This is a genomic window from Frankia sp. AvcI1 (assembly GCF_001420875.1).
Classification (GTDB): domain Bacteria; phylum Actinomycetota; class Actinomycetes; order Frankiales; family Frankiaceae; genus Frankia; species Frankia alni.
The window spans coordinates 36,095-57,510 of record NZ_LJFZ01000006.1; the positions used below are offsets into that span (position 1 = coordinate 36,095).

At 73.8% G+C, this 21,416-nt stretch carries 11 protein-coding genes and 20 pseudogenes; 15 read left to right on the forward strand and 16 right to left on the reverse strand.

Annotated features, from left to right (window positions below; translation table 11 throughout):
- Positions 1-96: 96 nt before the first annotated feature.
- The 3 genes and pseudogenes from UK94_RS73125 to UK94_RS08170 all read left to right on the forward strand — a co-directional run.
- Positions 97-185 (forward strand): hypothetical protein (locus UK94_RS73125; RefSeq protein WP_268761256.1); only part of this gene is annotated, 89 nt, incomplete at its 3' end.
- A gap of 1 nt (position 186) precedes the next feature.
- Positions 187-1,682, forward strand: a pseudogene (locus UK94_RS08165) (phosphoribosyltransferase family protein); the annotation flags it as partial.
- A gap of 146 nt (positions 1,683-1,828) precedes the next feature.
- Entirely contained in the window at positions 1,829-2,815 is a 987-nt protein-coding gene (locus UK94_RS08170) for a DUF1918 domain-containing protein (protein WP_055749335.1), read from the forward strand.
- Between the two features lie 24 nt (positions 2,816-2,839).
- Here UK94_RS08170 and UK94_RS08175 read toward each other — a convergent pair whose 3' ends face one another.
- From UK94_RS08175 to UK94_RS44235, 4 genes and pseudogenes are all read right to left on the reverse strand, one after another.
- A complete protein-coding gene (locus UK94_RS08175) occupies positions 2,840-3,574 on the reverse strand; it encodes an ATP-binding cassette domain-containing protein (RefSeq protein WP_041939866.1) in 735 nt (244 codons plus the stop codon).
- The gene (locus UK94_RS08180; RefSeq protein ID WP_011607360.1) at positions 3,571-4,524 is read right to left on the reverse strand and encodes an ABC transporter permease; all 954 of its coding nucleotides are present in this window, start codon (positions 4,522-4,524) and stop codon (positions 3,571-3,573) included. Before UK94_RS08180 ends, UK94_RS08175 begins: the two co-directional genes overlap by 4 nt.
- Positions 4,525-4,596: 72 nt before the next feature.
- A partial coding sequence (locus UK94_RS08185) for a TOBE domain-containing protein (RefSeq protein WP_235487033.1) occupies positions 4,597-4,939 on the reverse strand: 343 nt, incomplete at its 5' end.
- A gap of 1 nt (position 4,940) precedes the next feature.
- A pseudogene (locus UK94_RS44235) lies at positions 4,941-5,004 on the reverse strand (MerR family transcriptional regulator); the annotation flags it as partial.
- Positions 5,005-5,242: 238 nt separating this feature from the next.
- Between UK94_RS44235 and UK94_RS08190 the strand changes: the two are divergent.
- The 4 genes and pseudogenes from UK94_RS08190 to UK94_RS44240 all read left to right on the forward strand — a co-directional run.
- The gene (locus UK94_RS08190; protein WP_011607358.1) at positions 5,243-5,752 is read left to right on the forward strand and encodes an NUDIX domain-containing protein; all 510 of its coding nucleotides are present in this window, start codon (positions 5,243-5,245) and stop codon (positions 5,750-5,752) included.
- A gap of 146 nt (positions 5,753-5,898) precedes the next feature.
- Positions 5,899-6,879, forward strand: coding sequence for a zinc-binding dehydrogenase (locus tag UK94_RS08195; RefSeq protein WP_011607357.1), 981 nt, complete (start codon positions 5,899-5,901; stop codon positions 6,877-6,879).
- Between the two features lie 290 nt (positions 6,880-7,169).
- Positions 7,170-8,513, forward strand: a complete 1,344-nt coding sequence (locus UK94_RS08200; RefSeq protein WP_268761249.1) for a crosslink repair DNA glycosylase YcaQ family protein — start codon at positions 7,170-7,172, stop codon at positions 8,511-8,513.
- Between the two features lie 17 nt (positions 8,514-8,530).
- A pseudogene (locus UK94_RS44240) lies at positions 8,531-8,803 on the forward strand (hypothetical protein); the annotation flags it as partial.
- 2,851 nt (positions 8,804-11,654) lie between these two features.
- Here the strand turns inward: UK94_RS44240 and UK94_RS44245 are convergent.
- On the reverse strand, positions 11,655-12,161 hold a 507-nt coding region (locus UK94_RS44245; protein ID WP_235487035.1), incomplete at its 5' end, for a TetR/AcrR family transcriptional regulator C-terminal domain-containing protein.
- A gap of 36 nt (positions 12,162-12,197) precedes the next feature.
- Positions 12,198-12,542 (reverse strand): annotated as a pseudogene (locus UK94_RS73130) (helix-turn-helix domain-containing protein); the annotation flags it as partial.
- Between the two features lie 58 nt (positions 12,543-12,600).
- On the opposite strand from UK94_RS73130, the pseudogene UK94_RS44255 reads away from it, so the two are divergent.
- The 4 pseudogenes from UK94_RS44255 to UK94_RS44265 form a co-directional block, all read left to right on the forward strand.
- Positions 12,601-12,776: pseudogene (locus UK94_RS44255) on the forward strand (MFS transporter); the annotation flags it as partial.
- Position 12,777: 1 nt separating this feature from the next.
- Positions 12,778-13,901 (forward strand): annotated as a pseudogene (locus UK94_RS08220) (MFS transporter); the annotation flags it as partial.
- Between the two features lies 1 nt (position 13,902).
- Positions 13,903-13,961 (forward strand): annotated as a pseudogene (locus tag UK94_RS44260) (hypothetical protein); the annotation flags it as partial.
- A 1-nt stretch (position 13,962) separates the two neighbouring features.
- A pseudogene (locus UK94_RS44265) lies at positions 13,963-14,259 on the forward strand (MFS transporter); the annotation flags it as partial.
- A gap of 145 nt (positions 14,260-14,404) precedes the next feature.
- Here UK94_RS44265 and UK94_RS08225 read toward each other — a convergent pair.
- Positions 14,405-15,139, reverse strand: coding sequence for a thioesterase family protein (locus tag UK94_RS08225; protein ID WP_313949466.1), 735 nt, complete (start codon positions 15,137-15,139; stop codon positions 14,405-14,407).
- 646 nt (positions 15,140-15,785) lie between these two features.
- Here UK94_RS08225 and UK94_RS44270 point away from each other — a divergent pair.
- From UK94_RS44270 to UK94_RS44285, 4 pseudogenes are all read left to right on the forward strand, one after another.
- A pseudogene (locus tag UK94_RS44270) lies at positions 15,786-15,910 on the forward strand (cysteine hydrolase); the annotation flags it as partial.
- 1 nt (position 15,911) lies between these two features.
- Positions 15,912-16,238: pseudogene (locus tag UK94_RS44275) on the forward strand (isochorismatase family protein); the annotation flags it as partial.
- 1 nt (position 16,239) lies between these two features.
- Positions 16,240-16,505 (forward strand): annotated as a pseudogene (locus UK94_RS44280) (isochorismatase family protein); the annotation flags it as partial.
- A gap of 51 nt (positions 16,506-16,556) precedes the next feature.
- A pseudogene (locus UK94_RS44285) lies at positions 16,557-16,757 on the forward strand (regulator); the annotation flags it as partial.
- A gap of 1,796 nt (positions 16,758-18,553) precedes the next feature.
- Here UK94_RS44285 and UK94_RS73135 read toward each other — a convergent pair.
- From UK94_RS73135 to UK94_RS44310, 9 genes and pseudogenes are all read right to left on the reverse strand, one after another.
- Positions 18,554-18,694 (reverse strand): annotated as a pseudogene (locus UK94_RS73135) (YceI family protein); the annotation flags it as partial.
- Between the two features lies 1 nt (position 18,695).
- Positions 18,696-18,882 (reverse strand): annotated as a pseudogene (locus UK94_RS44290) (YceI family protein); the annotation flags it as partial.
- Between the two features lies 1 nt (position 18,883).
- Positions 18,884-19,041: pseudogene (locus UK94_RS44295) on the reverse strand (YceI family protein); the annotation flags it as partial.
- Between the two features lies 1 nt (position 19,042).
- Positions 19,043-19,234, reverse strand: a pseudogene (locus UK94_RS75885) (YceI family protein); the annotation flags it as partial.
- Between the two features lie 180 nt (positions 19,235-19,414).
- Positions 19,415-20,263: family 43 glycosylhydrolase (locus UK94_RS08245; RefSeq protein ID WP_235487037.1), on the reverse strand; the 849-nt coding region annotated here is incomplete at its 5' end.
- A 1-nt stretch (position 20,264) separates the two neighbouring features.
- Positions 20,265-20,629 (reverse strand): annotated as a pseudogene (locus UK94_RS44300) (glycoside hydrolase); the annotation flags it as partial.
- A gap of 188 nt (positions 20,630-20,817) precedes the next feature.
- Positions 20,818-21,002 (reverse strand): annotated as a pseudogene (locus UK94_RS44305) (sodium-independent anion transporter); the annotation flags it as partial.
- Between the two features lies 1 nt (position 21,003).
- Positions 21,004-21,093, reverse strand: a pseudogene (locus UK94_RS73145) (hypothetical protein); the annotation flags it as partial.
- A gap of 1 nt (position 21,094) precedes the next feature.
- A pseudogene (locus tag UK94_RS44310) lies at positions 21,095-21,415 on the reverse strand (sodium-independent anion transporter); the annotation flags it as partial.
- Position 21,416 lies beyond the last annotated feature (1 nt).

Below are 21,416 nucleotides of genomic sequence, written 5' to 3' on the forward strand. Positions count from 1 at the left end.
TGGTGCGGATGTGGCCCAGGGACGGATCGAACCTGGNCTTCCCGGGAATCACGACGACACAGACGTCCAGTCCGATCGGGGGACGGTGAGAGCGCCGTGATCTTCAACACTCGTGTGGACGCGGGCCGGCAGCTCGGCGACCGGCTGGCCCACCTGCGTGGCCAGGACGTCGTCGTCGTGGGGCTNCCCCGCGGCGGGGTCCCCGTCGGGTATGAGGTGGCGCGGGCCCTGGCCGCGCCACTGGACGTGGTCCTCGTCCGCAAGATCGGTGTTCCGTTCCAGCCCGAGCTCGCCATGGGCGCGATCGCCGAGGGCGGGGTGCGGGTCGTCAACGAGGAAACCCGGCGGCTGGCCGACGTCGGTCCGGAAGCGTTCGCCGAGGTCGAGGCGCGGGAGGCCGCCGAGCTGGAGCGGCGCGCCCGGCGCTTCCGGGACGGTCGGCCGCGGATACCCCTCGCCGGTCGCACCGTGGTCATCGTCGACGACGGGATCGCGACCGGTTCGACGGCGCTGGCCGCCTGCCAGGTCGTCCGGGCCCAGGGGGCGCAGCGGGTCGTGCTCGCCACCCCTGTCGCCGCCCGTGACCGCGTCGACTGGCTGCGCCGGCAGGCCGACGAGGTGATCTGCGTCCAGGAGCCGGCGAGCTTCTTCGGGATCGGCGAGTTCTACGCCGACTTCGATCAGACACCGGACGAGGAGGTCACCGATCTGCTGCGCCGGGCCGCCACCCGCAGGTTGGAGGGTGCGGCCGGGCCTCGCGCCACCGAGTCGGCGGAGCCCGTCCGCGAGGAGCCAGCCTGCACGGAGGGTGTCCGCGAGGAGCCCGCCCGCGAGGAGGGTGCCCGCTCGGCGGGTGTCCAGGCGGAGGGCGCCGGTTCGGTGGCCGCCCGTTCGGAGGGTGTCGGTTCGGTGGCGGGAGGCCCGGTGGCTGCCCGTGCTGAGGCTGACGGTTCGGTGGCTGCCCGTTCGGTGGCTGCCCGTTCGGCGGCTGCCCGTTCGGAGGGTGCCAGCGACGGTGGGGGCCCCGGGGCGGGCCGGGTCGTGGAGGTGTCGATTCCCGCCGATCTGGTGCGGCTCGCCGGCCGGCTGAGCGTGCCCCCCCGGCCGGGCGGGGTGGTCGTCTTCGCGCACGGCAGCGGCAGCAGCCGCAGCAGCCCGCGCAACCGCTTCGTCGCCGACACCCTGGCGTCCGCGGGGCTGGCCACGCTGCTGTTCGATCTGCTGACCCCGGACGAGGAGCACGACGTCGGGAACGTGTTCGACATCGTCCTGCTCGCCCGGCGCCTGCTTGCCGCGACCGCGTGGCTGCGGGAGGTGCCCGCGACCGCCGCCCTCCCGCTGGGCTACTTCGGCGCGAGCACCGGCGCCGCGGCGGCTCTGTCGGCCGCGGCCCTGGCCAAGGCCGCCGGGCACCCGGCCCTCGACATCGCCGCCGTCGTCTCCCGGGGCGGGCGGCCGGACCTGGCCTGGGATGCGCTGCCGGCCGTGCGGGCGCCGACCCTGCTCGTCGTCGGCGGGCTCGACGGGCAGGTCCTCGAACTGAACCGGCGGGCGCGGGAGCGGCTCACCGGCTGCGTGAGTCGCCTGGAGATCGTGCCGGGCGCGACGCATCTCTTCGGCGAGCCGGGTGCGCTGGAGCGGGTGGCCGCGCTCGCCCGGGACTGGTTCGTCGACCACCTCACNCTGCTGGGGNATGCACACCGGGCCTGACCTGTCTCGTTCGTCAAGCATCTGTGCGTAATCGGGTGCGTGCTCCTCGAAATGGGGGAACGACGTCAGGGGGAGCGCATGGCCCACCCGGGNGGGGCGCCGGGCGAGAGGGGCAGGCATGGCCTACATAGGTTCGGTGGTCAGCGGGCCGCCGGTGACCGTGGCGAGAGCCACGACGATCAGCGAGGCGGCCCGGAAGATGGGGCGAACGGGCGTCGGCGCCCTGCTCGTCGTCGACGATGATCGGCAGACCGACGAACAGCAGCTCAGGGACCGGCAGGCCAGTGATCGGCAAGTCGGGGATCGGCAAGTCGGGGACCGGCTGGTCGGGGAGCCGCAGGCCGATGATCGACAGGCCGGGGATCGGCGGGCCGATGATCGGCAGACCCCCGGGGATCGGTTGGTCGGCATCGTGACCGACCGGGACATCGTCCTGCGCGGGGTCGCACGGGGGATCGGGCCGGACGGCCGGATCGACGCGCTGATGACCACGGAGGTCATCACCGTGCCCGCCGGGATGGGCGTCGAACGGGCCTACGAGATCTTCCGGGATCATGCGATTCGCCGGCTACCAGTGCTGGACGGCCGGCGCATCGTCGGTCTGGTCTCCGTCGACGATCTGCTGATCCGCAGCGAGCGGGAGATCGCCGATCTGGTGCATCCGCTGTGCGAGGAGACGTTCGCCCCGCACCGCGAGGCGGCGGCGCCGGTCGTGACGGAGCAGACGAGCGCCATGACGGCGACAGCAGCCATGACGGCGACAACAGTCATGACCGCGACGGGCATGGCGGCGGCGACGGCCATGACGGGCGGGGCCACCGGAAGCGGGGGCACGACGGTCGCCGTCCGCATGGATGGCTTCGCCGCGCCCGCCCACCGGCGTACCCCGCTGCACGCCCACCCCGGCGACACCCTGGTGGTCCACAGCCACATTCCGCGGGCGCCGGACCGGCTCGGGGAGATCTGCGAGGCGCGGACGGACGCGGGCGACCCGCCGTTCGCCGTGCGTTGGTCCGACACGGGGCACGTCAGCTTCGTGTACCCGGGCCCGGACGCCGAGGTCCGCCGCAGCGGTGCGAAGCCGGTCGCGGATCGCGTCCGCTAGACGAGTGTGTCCGAACCGCCGGGGTCAGGCTCCGGCCGCCACCACGTGGCCGGCCTCGAAGGCGATCGTGCGGTCGGCGAGGACCTCGGCGTCGGTCGGGTCGTGCGTGACGATCAGCACGGGTGCGGACAACGTCGGCAGGACCGTGCGCAGGAAGGTGCGAACCTCCCCCCGCGTGGTGCTGTCCAGCGCGGCCAGCGGCTCGTCGAGCAGCAGCAGGCGGGGCTCCGTGGCCAGCGCGCGGGCCAGCGCCACCCGCTGGCTCTGGCCGCCGGACAGCGCGCCGGGGCGGCGGTCGCCGAGTTCGCCGATCCCGAACCGTTCCAGCCAGGAGTCCGCCCGGTCGCGGGCGTGCCGGCGGCTCTGGCCGAGACGGGCCCGCAGACCGAACGCCACGTTGTCGCGGGCGCGCAGGTGCGGGAACAGCAGGTAGTCCTGGAACACGACACCCACCGGGCGGCGCTCGGACGGGACGAAGCGGTGCTGCGCGGGGTCATCGAGGACCTGCCCGGCCAGCGTGATTCGGCCCTCGTCGAGCGGGAGCAGCCCGGCCAGCGTGCGCAGCAGAGTGCTCTTGCCGGCTCCGCTGCGGCCGAGGACGGCGACCGTCTCCCCCCGGGCGACCTGGACGTCGACGGCGAGGACGAACTGGCCGCGGCGCACCGTCACCCGGGCATCGAGGCCGCCCGCCTTCGACGCCGGCTCGGGCCCACCCTCGGACGGCCCCAGGTCCGCGGTCCTCGGTGTGCCGGCGGTCACCCGAGGCCGCCCTCGGGGCCGACGGTCACCGGTGTCGGGCGGGACGCCCGGCCCCGCAGCAGCCGCCGGGCGCCCGGGAACCACCGCGCGCGCAGCGCCACCAGCACCGCGACGCAGACGGCGAGCAGGACGAGGGACAGTGCGATGGCGGCGTCGGTGTCCGTCTCCAGTGCCAGGTAGACGGCCAGCGGCATCGTCGTGGTGGTCCCGGGGAAATTGCCGGCGAAGGTGATCGTCGCGCCGAACTCGCCGAGGGCGCGGGCCCAGCACAGCGCGGCTCCGGCGGCGACGGCGGGCGCGACCAGCGGGACGGTCACCCGGCGGAACGTCGTCCAGGGGTCCGCGCCGAGAGTGGCGGCGGCGTCCTCGAAGCGGCGATCGGCGCTGTTCAGCGCGCCCTCGACCGAGACGATGAGGAAGGGCATGGCCACGAAGGTCTGCGCGACCACCACGCCGGCGGTGGTGAAGGGCAGAGTGATCCCGAACCAGTCGTCCAGGCGCTGGCCGACGATGCCGCGCCGGCCGAGCGCCAGCAGCAGCGCCACCCCGCCGACGACGGGCGGCAGCACCAGCGGCAGCGTGACCAGCGCCCGTAGCAGGGAACGGCCCGGGAACCTGGTCCGGGCCAGCAGCCAGGCAAGCGGAATGCCGAACACCAGCGACAGCGCCGTCGCCGCGGTGGCGGTCTCCAACGACAGCAGCAGCGCCTCGCGGACGCTGTGCTTGGTGATCAGATCGGGCAGGCCGGACCAGGGGGCCCGGACGAGCAGGCCGACGAGCGGCAGGAGCAGGAACAACGCGGCGATCGCCCCGGGCACCCACAGCGCCCACGGCGCCCGGCGGCGGGTCTCCCGGCGGGCGGTGCGGCCCGGCGTCCACAGGCGGGGTCGCCGGTCCGGAGCGTGGTCCGGGACGGCCCATGGGGCCGAGGTGTCACCTGGACTCGTCATCGCCGGCGCGGCCCCCTCTCGCTGGTGACATCGGTGACGGTGGCGAAGCGGGTGACCGGGCCCGCCGGGCGGTCAGCGGCGGTCGGGCATCTCGATGACGACGTTGGTCGACTTCACCGCGCCGACCGCGAGGACGCCGGGTTCGAGCCCGAGTTCGTCGGCGGCCTCCCGGCTCATCAGGGAGACCAGCCGGTGCGGCCCGGCCTGGATCTCGACCTGGGCCATCACCGTGTCCCGGGTGACCCGGGTGATGATCCCGGGAAATCGGTTGCGGGCGGACTCGGCGACGACGGGCGTCGCTGTACTGCCCTGGTCTCCTGCCATATCCTTGGCGAACTCGGCCAGGTTGGCGCCCTCGATCGCTCGGCGACCGGCGTCGTCCAGGACGGTTGGCAGTCTGCCGCTGTCCGCCCATNGGCGGATGGTGTCGTCGCTGACACCGAGCAGCGCTGCCGCCTCACTGATCCGGAATCTCGGCATGCTTGTGATGGTAGCCCGGTAGCTTCGGCGAGTTCGACGTGCACAACCCGAATTTGCGGTGATTTCGGCGGCGTTTCTTCCGTTTACGCGGAGCTCCTGCGGTGCGGCGGGGTCGGCCCGTTCGTGGCCTCGGCCGACCCGTCCCCGGCGGGATGACCGGTTGGCGCCCAAGCATCCGCCCCGACGGGGCACCATGCGAAGGTCGCCCCGTCCGCCGATCACCGTACCTGGAGCGCCCGTGACACCGTCCGCTCGCCCGTTCGCCACCGCCACCAGCACCGCCGGTGGTCCGGCCGTCGACCCCACGGATCCGGTCGCGGCGCCGGTGCGGATCAACGTCCGCGCGCTGCTCGTCGAGGGTGACCGGATCCTGCTCGCCAACGAACGCGGTCAGACGTGGTTCCACCTGCTCGGTGGTCGGGTCGAGGCCGGGGAGACGGTGCAGGGGGCCTTGCGCCGCCTGCTCGACGAACAGGCCGGCATCGAGCTGGACCACGTCACGTTCGCCGGCTGTCTCGAGGGCACCACGATCGAGCACGGCGAGCGGGTCGGGGTGCTCGACGTCGTCTTCGCGGCCGACCGGTCCTGGGCCGGCGAGTTCGGCACCAGGCTCGACGACCTCGACATCGTCTCGGCGTCCCTCGTGAGCCTCCCCGACCTGGACCTGCGCCCGGCCACCCTGCGTCAACTCATCCCCGAGTGGCTGCTGCACGCCCGACCGGCCTGGTACGGGGCGAGCGAGCGCTGACCGCCGGGCGGGATTGGCGGGGAAGCGTCATTGACCTCAATCCGAGTTCAGGTTCTAGCGTTCGGTGACGGGCCGGCGCCGCCTCGTGGGTGCATCGGCGGCAGCCCGTGGGCACCTCGCCCCGACCGCGACCTGGAGGACGGAACATGTACGCAGTCCGGCTGCACGAGTTCGGCCCGGCGAGCAATCTCCGCCACGAGCAGGTCGACGATCCGGTGCCGGCGGCCGGCCAGGTGCGCATCGCGGTGGCCGCGGCCGGCGTGCACCTGGTCGACACCACTCTGCGGCAGGGCTGGGCCGGCGGCCCGTTCCAGCGCCCCGAGCTGCCGACCATCCCGGGGCGGGAGGTCGCCGGCACGGTCGACGCCGTCGGGCCGGGTGTCGACGACGGGTGGCTCGGCCGGCGGGTCGTCGCCCATCTCGGCCAGGCCGGCCAGGGGTACGCCCAGCTCGCCGTCCGCGAGGTGGACAACGTCCATCCCATCCCGCCCACCCTCGACGCCCCCGCCGCCGTGGCGATGATCGGTACCGGTCGCACCGCGATCGGCATCCTCGACGTCGCCGAACTGACCGCCGAGGACGTCGTCCTGATCACCGCCGCGGCCGGCGGCATCGGCAGCCTGCTCGTCCAGGCGGCCCGCGGCGTCGGAGCGACCGTCGTCGCCATCGCCGGGGGAGCCGTGAAGGTCGCCGCGGCGCGCCGCCTCGGCGCCGACCTCGCCGTCGACTACACCCTCGCCGACTGGCCGGACGCCGTCCGGGCCGCCCTCGACGGCCGCACCGTGACCGTCACCCTGGACGGGGTGGGCGGCCCCGCCGGCCGCGCCGCCCTGGAACTGATCGGACCGGCCGGCCGCTACTACACGTTCGGCTGGGCGGCCGGGTCGCCCACCACCATCACCACCGAGGACGTGACGGAGCGTGGACTGCTCGTCGCCTCCGTCCTCGGCCCACGGATGTTCCGCCGGCCAGGCGGGCTGGCGGCGCTGGAGGAGGCCGCGCTCGCCGCGGCGGCCGCAGGCACCCTGGTACCAGCCGTGCAGACCTTCCCGCTGGCCGAGGCCGCCGCGGCACATGCGGCCCTGGAAGGCCGCGCGACGACGGGCAAGGTCGTCCTGCTCCCCTGAAACCCGCCGCACCGTGCGTCCCGGCCCGTGCCTCCCGGCCCGCGTCCGCGGATCGTGCCTCCTGGTCTGCGCCCGCGGATCGGGCCCGCTTCCCGGACCACGCGGTGATCTCCGCAGGGGCCTCGGCAGGGGTGGGCGGGGGTCGTAGGGTGGCGTGGATGGCGGTGCGGAGGAAGGGCGACGCGCTGGCGCTGCTGACCGGATCCCAGGCGCGCCGAGCGGCCCTCGCGGCCCAGGGGCTGGCCCGTCCGCGGCCGACCGGCCGGCTCGATCGTCGGCACCTGCGAGCNCTGTTCGCCCAGGTCGGGGTCGTGCAGATCGACTCGGTGAACGTTCTGGCCCGGGCACACTACCTGCCCGGCTGGTCGCGGCTGGGACCGTACTCCCGGGAGATGTTCGATCGGCTCGTTCGGGTCGAGCGGTACGCCTACGAGTACTGGGCGCACGAGGCCTCCCTCGTCCCGGTCGCCTGGGAACCGCTGTTGCGCTGGCGGGCGGCGGCGGCGCTGGCCGGCGACGGCATGTGGCGGGGGATCGCCGCGTTCGGTCGGGAGCGCGCCGACTACGTGGCCGACGCGCTGGCCCAGGTCCGTGACCGCGGGCCGCTCGCCGCCGCCGACCTGGCCGAACCCGGCCGCGGTGGTGGTGGCTGGTGGGGATGGGCGGACGGCAAGCGGGCCATGGAGTACCTCATGTGGACGGGGCAGCTCTGCGTCGCCGGCCGCCGCCCCTCCTTCGAGCGCCTCTACGACCTGCCGGAGCGGGTGATCCCACCGGCCGTTCTCGGCCTGCCGACCCCCGACCCGCACGACGCCGTCCGGATCCTGCTCGGCCACGCCGCCGACCGCCTCGGGGTGGCAACCGCGGGTGACCTCGCCGACTACTTCCGGCTGCCCGCCGCGGTGGCCAGGCCCCGCCTCGCCGAGCTGGTGGAGAACGGGGAGCTGGTGGAGGTGGGGGTGGTCGGCTGGTCCGCGCGGGCGTACGCCCGCCCGGGGCTCACCGTCGCCCGTCGGGCCGCCGGTCGTGCCCTGCTGTCCCCCTTCGACCCGCTGGTCTGGGAGCGTGCCCGCACCCGTCGCCTGTTCGGGATGGATGTGGTCCTGGAGCTCTACACGCCCGCGCCGAAGCGGCGCTACGGCTACTACGTGCTGCCCTTCCTGCTCGGGGATCGGCTCGCGGCCCGGGTCGACCTCAAGGCGGACCGGGCGGCGAGGGTCCTGCGGGTCGCGGCCGCCTGGCACGAACCCGATCCCGGCTCGGACATCCCGGCCCCGCGCCGTCCGGGGCGGCCCGGTCGGGCAGGTCGGGCAGGTCGGCCGTCGGACGTCGCGGCCGATCGAGTGCTCGCCGGTGCGGATCCGGAGGGTGTCGATCTGGCCGATCGGGAGTTGGCCGATCGGGAGCTGGGCGGTGCGGAGCTGGAGGGTGCGGAGCTGGAGGGTGCGGATCCTGGCGGCTCCGCGTCGGAGGGTCCCGATCCGAGCAGTCCGGCGGCGGTCGCCGCCGAACTCGCCGCCGAACTCGCCGCGCTCGCCGGCTGGCTGGGCCTCGACCGCATCGAGGTCGTCGCGAACGGGACGTTGGCCCCCGCACTGACCCGGGCGGTCGCTGCCCTGGGCGCGGCCGGCTGAGCGTGGTCGTCGTCGGCGTGACGGGCCACCGGGGGCTCACCGGGGATCAGGCCCGCTACGTGGCCGCGCAGGCGCGCAGGCTGCTCACGCCTCTCGCCGACGCGGGCTTCGCCGGGATCACCTGCCTCGCCGAGGGAGCGGACACCATCGTCGCCGACGTGATCCTGGCCCTCGGCGGCCGGCTGATCTCCGTGATCCCGGCGGACGGGTACCGCGACTTCCAACCCGCCGCGCACCGCCGGGACTTCGACCGGCTGCTGCGCTGCTCCGCCGAGATCCGTCGACAGGACNGCCCGACCCCGGACCTGGCCAGCCTGATGGCGGCGAGCCGGATGCTCGTCGACGCCTCAGACCGGATCATCGCGGTCTGGGACGGTCGGCCGGCCCGCGGCTACGGGGGCACGGCCGACGTCGTCGACTACGCCCGGCGGCGGCGCCGAGCCGTAGAGATCATCTGGCCGGCCGGTGCCGTGCGTCGTACGCCGAAGCCCGGCGCCGAGGACTGATCTCGCCGCCCGGCCGGNGGCACCGTCAGCGGGGGGTGAGCGGGACGATGCCCACCTGGACCGGGGTGAGNCCGCTCCTGGGCGCAGCCGAGGAGGTACCGGCGGCGGGCGGCTGGCCCGGTGGCTGCGTCTGGGGCTGCGCTGGGGTCTGCGCCTGAGTCTGGGTCGGCGTCTGGGTCTGTGCCTGGGGCTGGCCCTGTGCCCGGGTCTGGGCCTGGCTCTGACCCTGCGGCCGGGCCGGCTTCCGGGCTTGCGGCTGGGCGGCCGGGGCCGCGCCGCCGCTCGCGGCCGGCAGGGCCGCCGCGGCTACCGGCAGTGCCGCCGCGGCGGCCACCGGGACCGCCGGGACGCGGTCCGTGCCGGCCGTGCCCGGCGTGGTCGCGCCGGGCTGCCCCGTCGGTGCGGTCTCCCGAGACGCCGGAGGCTGAGCGGCAGGCCGTCCGGTCGGCGTGAGGGGAGTGACGAGGAGCCCCTCGGGCAGCTGGACGGAAGGGTCCGGGGCGCTGCCCGGGGCCTGCCCGGCGCCCTGCGCGGGATGGCGACCGGCCGAGGCCGACGGAGCGCCGGGCACGTCGGCGGCCCCGGCGCGGCCGGCCGCGGCGAGCCGCAACGTGTGCAGCGCGAAGTCCTCGGCGGCGAGATCCTCCTGCTGCTCGTACTCGGTCGGGGCGAGCACCGTCGCGCCGTCGGGTCCGGTCGCAGCGCCGGTGCCCGTCCCGGCGGGATCGACGGGGGCACCGCGGTCGGTGGCGCCATCGGGATCGGCAGCGCCTGCGGGATCGGCAGGGGCGACGGGGTCGGTGGAGTCGGCGGGGTCCGCCGGAGCGGGCGCGGCGGACGGGTGCGCGGGCGGGACCCGGTCGGCGGACCGACTCCCGGCCGAGCCATCCCCGGAGCGATTCTCGTGCAGGGGCGCCTGCGCGCCGGTGGTCACGTCGTCGCTGGAAGCGCCCAGCCCGGCCGCGGTCGCCGCCGCCGCGACCGCGGCCGCCGCCGCCACCGCGAGCGCGGCGACCGGGCGGACCCGCGGACGGCGTCGGCGCTGCTCCTGCGGGCCCGGCGAGTTCGGTGGCAACCGCCGCACTCCCGCCGTGGCCGCCGGACGTGCGGACGGGGTGGGGTCGCCGCCCGCCGCGGCGTCCGGGACGGGCGGGAGAGTCAGCGTCGGGTGCCTGCGGCCGGTACTCGGCTCCGAGCCGTCGGCCGCGGCGAACCGGCGGGGACCACGCCCCGCCGGCCGCTGCGCCGGTGACGGCACCGGCACCGGAGACGGGGACGGGGGGAGCACCGGCGGCGGCGGCAGAGTCGGCAACGGGGGCAGCGCGAGGCTGGCCTCGGAAAGTCCGGGCAGGTCCGGTAGGCCGCCTCTGGCAGCCTCCCCTCGTGGTCCGACATCGCCGCGTGGTCCGACATCGCCGCGGGGTCTGGTGTCGCCTCGCCGACCACCCCGGATCTGCGGGCCGCGCCGGTCCGGCGCGCCCTCTAGGCTGGTCGCGCGGGCCACGCTGTGGCGACCACCGGCCGGCCTGGCCTCCCCGCTCCCACCGCCGGATCGGGACGGGGCCGTCGCCGGGCCCCCGGCGACCCCACCCACGAGCCTGTCCCCACGCACCCCCCGTCGGGGCTCGGGTGCGACGGGCTGCTGGCGGGGGAGCGCGCGGGAGCGATCGCGCCCGGCGCGGCCCGAGCGCGGGCGTGTGCCGGCAAGCAGGGCCAGCAGTTCGGAGACGTCGGGCAAGGAGGCGCCGTCGGCCTGCCGCACCCGGGCCAGCGCGCGAGCCACCCCGGGGCTGGTCGGGTCGTTTTGCTCGGGCCGTTGTCCGCGCCGCCAGCCGCCGCGGCCCGCCGGCTCCACCGAGCCGGACGCCTTGCCCGTGGCGGCCAGGTCGACGATGCCGGCCCAGGCCACGATGTCCGCGGCCGGGCCGTCCCAGCCGCCCGCCGCCGGCCCGTAGCCGTACCCGGGCACGTAGCCGCCGCCGGCCGCGGGTCCGGCCGAGGCCCCGTGCCCGGCGGCGGCCGTGGACAGCAGCAGCGGGCGCAGGGCGGCGGCGATCCCCAGGTCGACCAGGCGGGGGCCGACGACCGACAGAACCACGTCCGTGGCCGTCAGGTCGCCCAGCGCGCCGACCGTGTGGTGGGCCGCGTCGATGGTTTCGAGCAGGGTGCGGGCGAGCCGGTCGATCTCGTCGGCGGACAGCGGCCCCCGCTCGGTGAGCTCNCGTGCCAGAGTCGGCCCGCCGACGAACTCGGTGACCACGTACGGGCGGTCCGTGTCGGGCGCGGCGTCGAGCACACCGCAGGTATGCGGGCCGGACAGCACGCCGGCCCGGTCGACAGCCGCCGCGAAGCGGGCCCGCATGTCGGCACGCAGGGCGTCGCCCGGGTGCAGCGCACGGATCGCCACCTGTGCGCCGCCCGGCGCGCGGCCCAGGTAGACGATGCCCGTGATGCCCGCGTCGAGACGGCCGAGCAGCGGGTAGGGCCCGAGCGCCGAGGATTCGCCGGCGGCGAGCGGTGCGACGTGGCGAGGTAGTCGAGCGGTCATGGTGGGTGCCCCGAATGCGACTCGCGGATGGCCGGCGGCGTGCGACCTCTCCGACGGTAGCTACTCAGGTCGTGTCCGTGAAGGCTGCTACGCCCCCTTCTTCGGAAGCATCCGGGTCGTGGCCGCCGTGCCCACGAGGTCCGGGGCCGGTGTGGCCGCCTCGACGGAACGCGGGCTGGCCTGCCGGGCCCCCGGATGGGCGGCCTCGATCCCGTCGAGCAGCCAGCCCAGGGCCTGCTCGAAGCGGGGCGTCAGCAGCCGGCACCCGGCGGTCTGCAGCGACCGCAGCCGCGGCAGCTCCTCGGCGGCGACGATCGCGTCGAAACCCGGTTGCGGTTCCAGCAGCGGCGCAGGACCATCGGCATGCTCGCCCGCGGGCTCGTCCGGGTCGCGGTACGCCTGGCCGCCGAGTTCGCGCAGCGTGCAGCCGACGACCAGGTCACTCACGGAGTGGATGATGCGCAGCTGTTCGTCCGGATCGTCGGTGATGCGCGATGCGACGGTGAGGTACTGCTCGAGGTAGCGCAGCTTGTTGGGGCCGAGGGCGGGGCGGACCGCGACGCCCAGCGCCCACGGATGACGCTGGAAGGACTGNCGGATCCGCCGGGCGATCTCGGTCAGCGCCGTGCNCCAGTCAGCGGGGATGTCGTCGAGCAGGTGCCCGCCGAGGAACTCGTTCCACATCAGATCGAGCAGCTCGTCCTTGTCGCGCACGTGGTAGTAGAGCGTCATCGTCCCGACGCCCAGGCTCGCGGCGAGGCGGCGCATCGACACCGCCGCCAACCCCTCGGCGTCGGCGAGTGCGATGGCCGCCAGCGCGAGCCGCTCGGGGCTCAGGCTGGTTCGGCACCCGGGTGGGGGAGCCTGCCCCGCCCGGCGCCTCCCGCCCGGCCCGACGGCCGGTTCCGTCGGCGCGGCCATGACCTCGTCACCTCCGAACACGCTGCCGAACAGCAGTTTTTGCCGTTGGTACATCGTACGGCGTAGGGTGGCCCCTAGTCCTCGTACGGTGTACGACGGCTGCTAGGAGGGGATGTTGGGAATGGCACATTCGGAGGGAACGGGCGCAGGCGGCGTCGGCGGTCCCGATCAGGCGGCGGGGGTGTCCGGGGGCACCGTGTCCGTCGAGGCCTCCGTCGAGGGTGGGCGGGGCGCGGTCGGCACGGCGCCGTCGGCCCCCCGGGCGAAGTGGGCCGTGCTGGCAGTGTGNTGCCTGGCCCAGTTCATGGTGGTGCTCGACATCTCGATCGTGAACGTCGCGTTGCCGGCGATGCAGACCGATCTCGGGATGTCGGCCAGTGGTCTGCAGTGGGTGGTGAACGCCTACACCCTGGCCTTCGCCGGGCTGCTGCTGTTCGGTGGCCGGGCGGCGGACCTGTTCGGTCGGCGCCGGGTCTTCGTGTTCGGGCTGGTGCTGTTCACGCTGGCAAGCCTCGCCGGCGGCCTCGCCCAGTCCGAGACGCAGCTCATCATCGCCCGGGCGGTGCAGGGCCTCGGCGGCGCCGTGCTGGCCCCGGCGACGCTGAGCCTGCTGATGACCTCGTTCGCGGAGGGCCGGGAGCGGACCAGGGCGCTCGGCGCCTGGGGCGCCACGGCGGCCAGCGGCGGCGCCTTCGGAACGGTCGTCGGCGGCATTCTCACCGACGTCGCCGACTGGCGGTGGGTGCTGTTCGTCAACGTGCCGATCGGGGTGGCGCTCGTCGTCGCGGCGCGCGTGGTGCTCGTGGAGTCGCGGGGGCAGGTCAGCCGCGTGCGCGACCTCGACCTGCCGGGCACGCTGACCGTGACGGGCGGCCTGGTCCTGCTGGTCTACGCCATCGTCCGCACGGAGACCTCGTCCTGGAGCTCGCCGCTGACGATCGGGTTGCTGGCCGCTGCGGTCGTGCTCCTCGGCGCCTTCGTCGCGATCGAGGCCACCACGGCCAATCCGCTGGTGCCGCTGAACATCTTCCGCTATCCGGGAATTGCGGTCGCCAACGTGGTCGCGGCGCTTCTCGGTGCGGCGATGTTCGCGGTGTTCTTCTTCCTCACCCTGTTCCTGCAACGGGTGGAGAACTACAGCCCGCTGCGGGCGGGGCTGTCGATGCTGCCGATGCCACTGATGATCATCGTGGCGTCGCAGCTCGTCACGCGGACGATCGGTCGGCTCGGCGCGCGACCGATCGTCATGTTCGGCGCCGCCGTGGGCTCGTCGGGCCTGCTGTGGCTGTCGGCGATCACGCCGGGCGGCTCGTACTGGACGCACGTGTTCGGCCCGCTCGCGGTGATGGGCTTCGGCATGGGAACCACGATGGTCTCGATGGTCTCCGCGGCCACCGCCGGGGTGCCGATCCGNCTCGCCGGCCTCGCCTCCGGGCTCATCAACACCGGGCGGCAGATCGGGGCGGCCGTCGGNCTCGCCGCCGTGACGACGATCGCCACGCACCACACCGAGGGTCGGCTTCGCCATGGGATCGGGCAGCCCGAGGCCCTGACCTCCGGGTACGCGCTAGGCCTGTTCATCGGCGGCTGCGTCTTCGCCGTGGGGGTCCCGGTGGCGTTCCTCCTGCCACGGCTGCGCCGGCCCGAGCCGGCCGCCGCTGGGTCGTCGCCGTCGGCGCAGCTCACCGCTGAGAGCGCCACCGCCACCGCCGACACCGTTACCGCCGACAGCGACGACGAGCAGGCAGTCGCCCGCACCGCCGAGGTCTGACCTCGGCGCCGGCCTTGTCTTTCCAGAGGGACAAAAAGCCACCGCCCTCTGGAAAGACAAGGAACGTCCCACGGCGGCCTCGGGGCCGGCGGGATGAGATCGGGGAAACGAGGTCGGCGGGATGGGTGGCCGGCCGGAGGTGAGGTCAGGGGCGGGCCGGGCGCAGCAGCCCGACGACCTCGGCAGCGGCCCGCTGCACCCCGTCCGGGCCGAAGACCTCGATGCGGCCGACCGCGCGGCCGTGGCCGGCGTGCACCGTGCGGACCTGGAACAGGTGCCAGTCCCGGACGTCCAGGTCATCGAGGAACGTGACGGTCTGGGACAGCACCGCCGCGGCGACCTGCGGTCGTTCGCCGGGCAGGGGCGGGATCCCCGCGGCCGCGAGCAGATCGGCCAGCGGTAGCAACTCGCAGGAATGGGCCAGCAGGGCCCGCCAGACTGTCGGATCCGCGCCGGCATCGGGGATCCGCTGCCACTGGTCGAGCCGGTGCGGCTCCGCCCGCGGCAGCACCCTGACCTCCCACGGCATCATCGGTCGGTCCGGGCGTGGCACCCCCGCCTCCGGCCCCGGCAGGTCCACCCGGCTCGCCTGCACGCTGAGGAAGTCGGCCTCCGCGGCCCGCAGCATCACGTCCGCCCGGCAGATGTGCAGCGAGCCCTGCCGGAAGGACAGCGCCAGCGCGTCGATCGAACCGCCGTGCGCGAGACGTTCGACGTCGACCCAGAGCGGCTGCCGGCAGTCCCCGGGGCGAGAGAAGATCGTGTGCAGCGAGTGCACCGTCTTGCCCGGCGCCAGGCGCTCCGCGAGGACGATCTGCTGACCGAGCAGCTGCGCGCCCAGGATCCCGCCGTGTGCGCTCACCAGACATCGGGCCGGCACCGGCGGGACGNCCCCGTCCAGGTCCAGCACCGCCAGCAGATCGCTCAGCGTAAACACGCCAGGCGCCTGGGCGTTGACCGGTACCAGCGGATCGGGCCGTGCGGACGGCGAACCGTCCCGCTGGGGATCGATGGTCTCCACGGACCGTCCACCCACATCGCACCCCTCTTCTGCGACGGCCGGTGGGCAGGGCCGCGAGGGACGCGATCGCTCCGCGCCGCGGCTCGGCGCGGGCAGGTGACCGGTCGCCGCGCCTGCCGGCGGTCCGTCGCGCGTGGATCACGACTCCGCCCGGCGCGGAGCCCCGCGGGCCAATATCGACCCGTTCGGCGCTGTGGGCGCCTTGCAGTGGCGTATGCCACGTCCCCCTGAGTCGCCGACCAGCACAAATGCCGCAATTCTCCGCGTCGATCACTCTCATGATCTGTATACGGGCCCGGATACGAGCTGGGATACAGAGTTCATCGCCGTGTTACGTACCGGGCGGTGATCTGAAACGACGTGCCCTGACCCTCGTCTCCAGACAAGGCGGGGGAGGCACCGGACGATCGGGCCGGGNGTGGCGAGCTCCCTCGACGCACTCCAGACGCGCGGATCCGACCCTGCGCGGATCCAAAACCTGTGGACTCCGATGGCGAGAGCTGGCATGAGCGAAACCGCAACGACCCCGACCCCGACCGCGCCCCTGACCGTGAGCGCCCGACCGTACGACTTCACCTTCGACCCCGCAACCACCGCGCTCGTCGTCATCGACATGCAGCGCGACTTCCTNGAACCGGGTGGCTTCGGGGAGAGTCTCGGCAACGACGTCAGCCAGCTGCGGAGCACGATCGAACCGCTGCAGGCCGTGCTGGCGGCCGTGCGGGCCGCGGGACTGACCGTCATCCACACCCGCGAGGGCCACCTGCCCGACCTGTCCGACCTTCCGCCGGCGAAGCTGCACCGCGGCGACGCCGCGCTCCGCATCGGCGACCTCGGTCCCAAGGGCCGCATCCTCATCCGGGGCGAGTACGGGCAGGACATCATCGACGAGCTCGCGCCGGTCGACGGCGAGTACGTCATCGACAAGCCCGGCAAGGGCGCCTTCTACGCCACCGCCNTCGGTGACGTCCTCGCCGAGAAGGGGATCACCAGCCTCGTCGTCGCCGGGGTGACGACCGAGGTCTGCGTGCACACGACCGTGCGCGAGGCCAACGACCGCGGCTTCGAGTGCCTGGTGCTCAGCGACTGCGTGGGCTCCTACTTTCCCGAGTTCCAGCGGGTGGCGCTGGAGATGGTCGCCGCCCAGGGCGGGATCTTCGGCTGGGTCGCCCCCTCCGCCGACTTCCTCGCCGCGCTCGCCGCCTCGACCCCCGCGGCCGACTCCNCCCTGCCCGCACCCGCCGTCACGGCCTCCTGAAAGAGGACGGGTCCCACCATGGTCAAGATCGGGAATCGACCGGCGTCGTCCGCGCCGGCCCTGCCCTACTGGACGAAGGGCGACACCAACGCCTTCTTCGGCCTGGGCGTCAACGTGCTGGTCAACGTCATCGTCCTGAGCTCGCTGTGCCTGTTCGTCGTCAACATTCCCAAGGACGACGTCTTCGGTGCGATCCTGCCCGCGCTCGGGATCGCGATGNTGCTCGGCAACCTGTTCTACGCCTACCTGGGTCGCCGGCTGGCGGCGAAGGAGGGCCGGGACGACGTCACGGCGATGCCGTACGGGCCGAGCGTCCCGCACATGTTCATCGTCGTGTTCGTCATCATGCTGCCGATCTACCTGAAGACGAAGAACCCGGTCGAGGCGTGGCAGGCCGGCCTCGCCTGGGCGTTCATCATCGGCATCATCGTCGTGATCGGCGCGTTCGTCGGGCCGATGATCCGCAAGTACGCGCCGCGGGCGGCCATGCTCGGCACGCTGGCCGGCATCTCGATCGCGTTCATCTCGATGCGGCCCGCCGCGCAGATGTGGGACNCCGCCTGGATCGCGCTGCCCGTCTTCGGCCTGCTGCTCGTCGGCCTGCTCACCGACCTGAAGCTGCCGTGGAACCTGCCGATCGGCGCGGTCGCGCTGGCGCTGGGCACCGCCATCGGCTGGATCGGTGGGTTCATGGACACCCCGGCGGTGTCGGAGGCGGCCAAGGACATCGCGGTGTCGCTGCCGACCTTCCACTTCGACAAGTTGTTCCACGGCCTGTCCGACATCTCGCCGCTGCTGGCCACGGCGATCCCGCTCGGCGTCTACAACTTCACCGAGGGCATGTCCAACGTGGAGAGCGCCGCGTCCGCCGGGGACAACTACAACCTGCGGCCGATCCTGCTCGCCGACGGCTTCGGCGCCATCATCGGCTCGGCGCTCGGCTCGCCGTTCCCGCCCGCCGTCTACATCGGTCACCCGGGCTGGAAGGCCGCCGGCGGTCGCACCGGCTACTCCCTGGCCACCGGCGTCGTCATTGCGGTGTTGTNCTTTCTCGGCCTGTTCGGCCTGCTCAATGNCGTGCTGCCGCTGCCGGCGATCGTGCCGATCCTGCTCTACATCGGGCTGCTCATCGGCGCCCAGGCGTTCCAGGCCTCGCCGAAGGCGCACGGCGCCGCCGTCATCGCCGCGATCATCCCGAACATCGCCTCCTGGGCGGCCGGGCAGATCGACAACACGGTGACGACAGCCGTGGGCGTGGCGTCGAAGATGAACCCGGCGGTCAACCTGAACGTCACCGAGGCCGACCTCGAGGGCAACAGCGTGCTGCTGCACGGCCTGCACCTGCTCGGGGACGGAGCGGTGCTGGCCGGCCTGGTGCTCGGCTCCATCGTCGCGTTCATCATCGACAAGCGGTTCGTCTCGGCGGCGATCGCGTCGGCCCTGGGCGCGGTGTTGTCCTTCGTGGGGCTGATCCACGCGGAGAAGGTCGAGTGGGATGCGGGTGGCGGACAGGTTGCTCTCGGCTACCTGTTCCTCACCGTGGTCTGCGTGGCCTGGGCGCTGACCAGGCCCGCGCCGCGGGTGCCGGACGCCGAGGAGATCGCGCTGGAGCGGGAGCACGGCATCCCGTCGCAGACGCGGCGCAGCGCTCCCGAGGAGGTCGCGCCGGCCGCCGACGCCACGAAGCCGCCCGCCGTGGACCCGACCCCGGACACCGCGCCCGCGCCCAGCACCTCGGCGACCGGCCCCAAGCCGGCGACCTCGGCACCCGCGGGCGCCTGAGCCGCCTGAGCCGCCTGAGCCGCCTGGGCCGCCTGGGCCGCCTGGGCGGCCGGAACCGCCGCCTGCGGGCGCCTCGGCACCCCGCCGCACCGCCGGTCAGCCACTCCGACCGGCGGTGCGGTCGTCCGTCCGCCGTGCGCCCCGTTTATCCAGAGGGTTCCGTGCCCGATTTATCCCTCTGGATAAGCGGGGGATGCGGGGGAGGGGGGTGGGACGGTGGGCAGTGGTGTGGATCAGGGGCTGGCGGCGGTGGTTGCGGGGGCCGCGGCGGAGCGGGTGAAGACCAGGGAGACTTCCATGATCCCGTGATCCTCGGTGGAGATGCCGGGGAAGCTCGGGTTCGGGATGTCGTAGTCGGCGAAGACGACCGGGAGNTGGCCGACGGTGCGGATGGAGGTGCCGTCCCAGCGGGACTGCAGCGTCATCGTGACCCGCCTGGTCTTGCCCCGCAGGGTCAGATCGCCCTTCGCGGCGACGGCCCGGGTGGTCTTCGAGTCGGTGGGGACGGCGCCGATGTCGACCGGTTCGGCGAGGGTGAAGGTGGCGGTCGGGAAGGTGTCGGNGTCCATGATCCGGCCGCGGAACTGGTTGTCCCGGCGGGCCTCGTCGCTGGCCACCGTGGCCATCTGCACGCTGAAGGATGCCTGCGAGGCCCGCGAGCCGTCGATGGTGAGCGAGCCCGACACCTGCTTCGTCCGCCCCGCCGCCGTCGTGTTCTGGCNGAAGAGGATCTCCTTGACGCGGTAGCCGACCTCCGAGCCCGGCGCGATCGTCCAGGTGCCGGCCAGCGAGCCGGTCGGCGCCACCGTCTCGTCGCCGCCCGGCTGGGCCAGGGAGAACTCCTCCGGTGCGTCCTTCTTGATCACATTGATGTAGAGGGCGGTGCCGCCCACGACCAGGATCGCCAGCACCACGACGGCGCCGATCAGGACGACGAGCAGCCGCGGCCGCCGTCGTNGGGACCGCGCGGCCGGGGCCTCGGGTTCGGTCATCGGAAGGTCGTCCCCCTCGCGGTCGGCCTCGGCGACGGGTGTCGCTGAGACTCGTTGCTGATGGTTGTCCAGACAACGATGTCGAGAGGGCCATTGTGCCTGTCAGCCGCCGGCGGTCATCCCAGGGCCGGCGTGACCGCCGCTGTCGGTGGCGTTCTGCTCGCGGGCGTGGTCGCCGTGGTCGCGGGTCTCGTGGTGACGGGTCTCGTGGTCGCGGGTCTCGTGGTCGCGGGTCCCGTGGTGACGGGTCTCGTGGTGACGGGTCTCTTCGTGACGGGTCTCTTCGTCGCGGGTCTCGTGGTCGTCGCGGGTCTCGTGGTCGCCGAGGTGGGAGTCGTGCTGCTCGGGCGGGCGGACCCGGCCCTGGGTGAGCGACTTGACCTGCACGGACAGCTCGTCGTCGCGCACCCGCAGGGGGACCACGACGAATCGTCCGGTGGGCAGGTAGGCGCCCGCCGGCGGCGCGTCCCAGCTGTGCAGGCCCAGCCACCAGCGATGACGGGAGTCGGTGAAGGCGTGGGCGCCCCCGGGGCCGAAGCCGACCTTGCCCCCGGTCAGCATCGGCTTCGGCGCCGGGTGGCAGGGCCCGAGGGGACCGGTGCACGAGGCGCTGGCCACCACCTGGCGTCCGTTGAGCTCCGGGGCGGCCGAGTACACCAGGTGGTCGTTCCCCTGATCGACGATCATCGAGGGGCTCGCCACCCGCTTCTGCTGCCAGGGCAGGCTGGGGCGCAGCAGCACCGCCGGCTCGCCGGTGAGCACCAGTCCGTCCGAGCGCAGCCGCTGGGCCCACAGCGTCGGGCCCGCGCCGCCGGACCGTCCCGGGCTGCTCCAGGTCAGGTAGGCGCGCCCGGCGTCGTCGACGAAGGGGCTCGGGTCGGTGCTGCCCCCCTCGTCGGTCTGGCAGACGAACGGGGCCAGCGACGTGTCCACGAACGGTTCGTCCAGGTGNGCCGAGGTCGCCGCCGAGATGCAGCGGATGCCGAGCCCGCGCACGGTCGTCGTGTAGTAGAGGACGTACGAGCCGTCGAACGTGCCGATCGCCGCCGGTCCCAGGCCGCCGCCCGGGTCGGCCCAGCCCGGCGGCGTCTTCAGGGCGTCGGGCAGGGTGGTCCAACTCCGGCGGTCCCGGCTGGAGAGCAGGCTGATCGCGTCGGGGGTGCGTGGGTCCACGCCGACGGCGTAGGTCGTCCGGTTGCGGGTCAGCAGGGACGGCGCCGAGAAGTCGACGCCGGGGACAAGCACGGCCCGGGTCGCGGCGCCCGAACTGGCCTTGGACAGGTACAGCCCGACGAGGACGACGACGATGACGACCACGGCTGGCTGGNGTCGGGCGAAGTCGACCAGACCACCGGTAAGGCCCTTCTCGCCCATGCCGCCACCATCCTCATTGTGAGTATCTGATGGCGGAGTGTATTCACGGAGGGGTGAAGGTGGGCGTCAATCGACTCTGNGGACACTCCCTGTCGCCCTGGAGGTCGCTTCGGTAGTCGTCTCGGTAGTCNTCTCGGGTGGCGGCTCGGCGGACAGCTCCCGCAGCAGGTCGGCGCTGCGCGGGTTCAACCCGACGATGGTCACCTCCGTGCCACGTTCGCGGTACTTCGTGCGGACGTCGTCGAGGGCGGCGACCGCAGCGGAGTCGAGGACGTCGGCCTTGGACAGGTCGATGACGACGCGAGCCGGGTCGCGGNCGTAGGCGAAGGCGTTGACCAGGTCGCCCGTCGAGGCGAAGAACAGCGTGCCCCGGACGGCGTAGATCCGTTCACCGCCCTCCGGGTCGANCACGCTGGTCACCAGGGCCAGGTGGGCGACCTGGCGGGTGAACAGCAGGGCGGACAGGACGACGCCGACGAGCACGCCGTACGCCAGGTTGTGGGTGGGCACCACGACGGCGACCGTCGCGACCATGACGGCGGTCTCGCCGCGGGGCATCCGGCGCAGGGTGGACGGCGCGACGCTGCGCCACTCGAAGGTCATCACCGCGACCAGGACCATCACCGCGACCAGCGCGGACATCGGGATGTGCCGGACGAGATCGCGCAGCGGCACGACCAGCATCAGCAGGAAGCCGCCCGCGGCGAAGGTCGACAGCCGGCCGCGACCN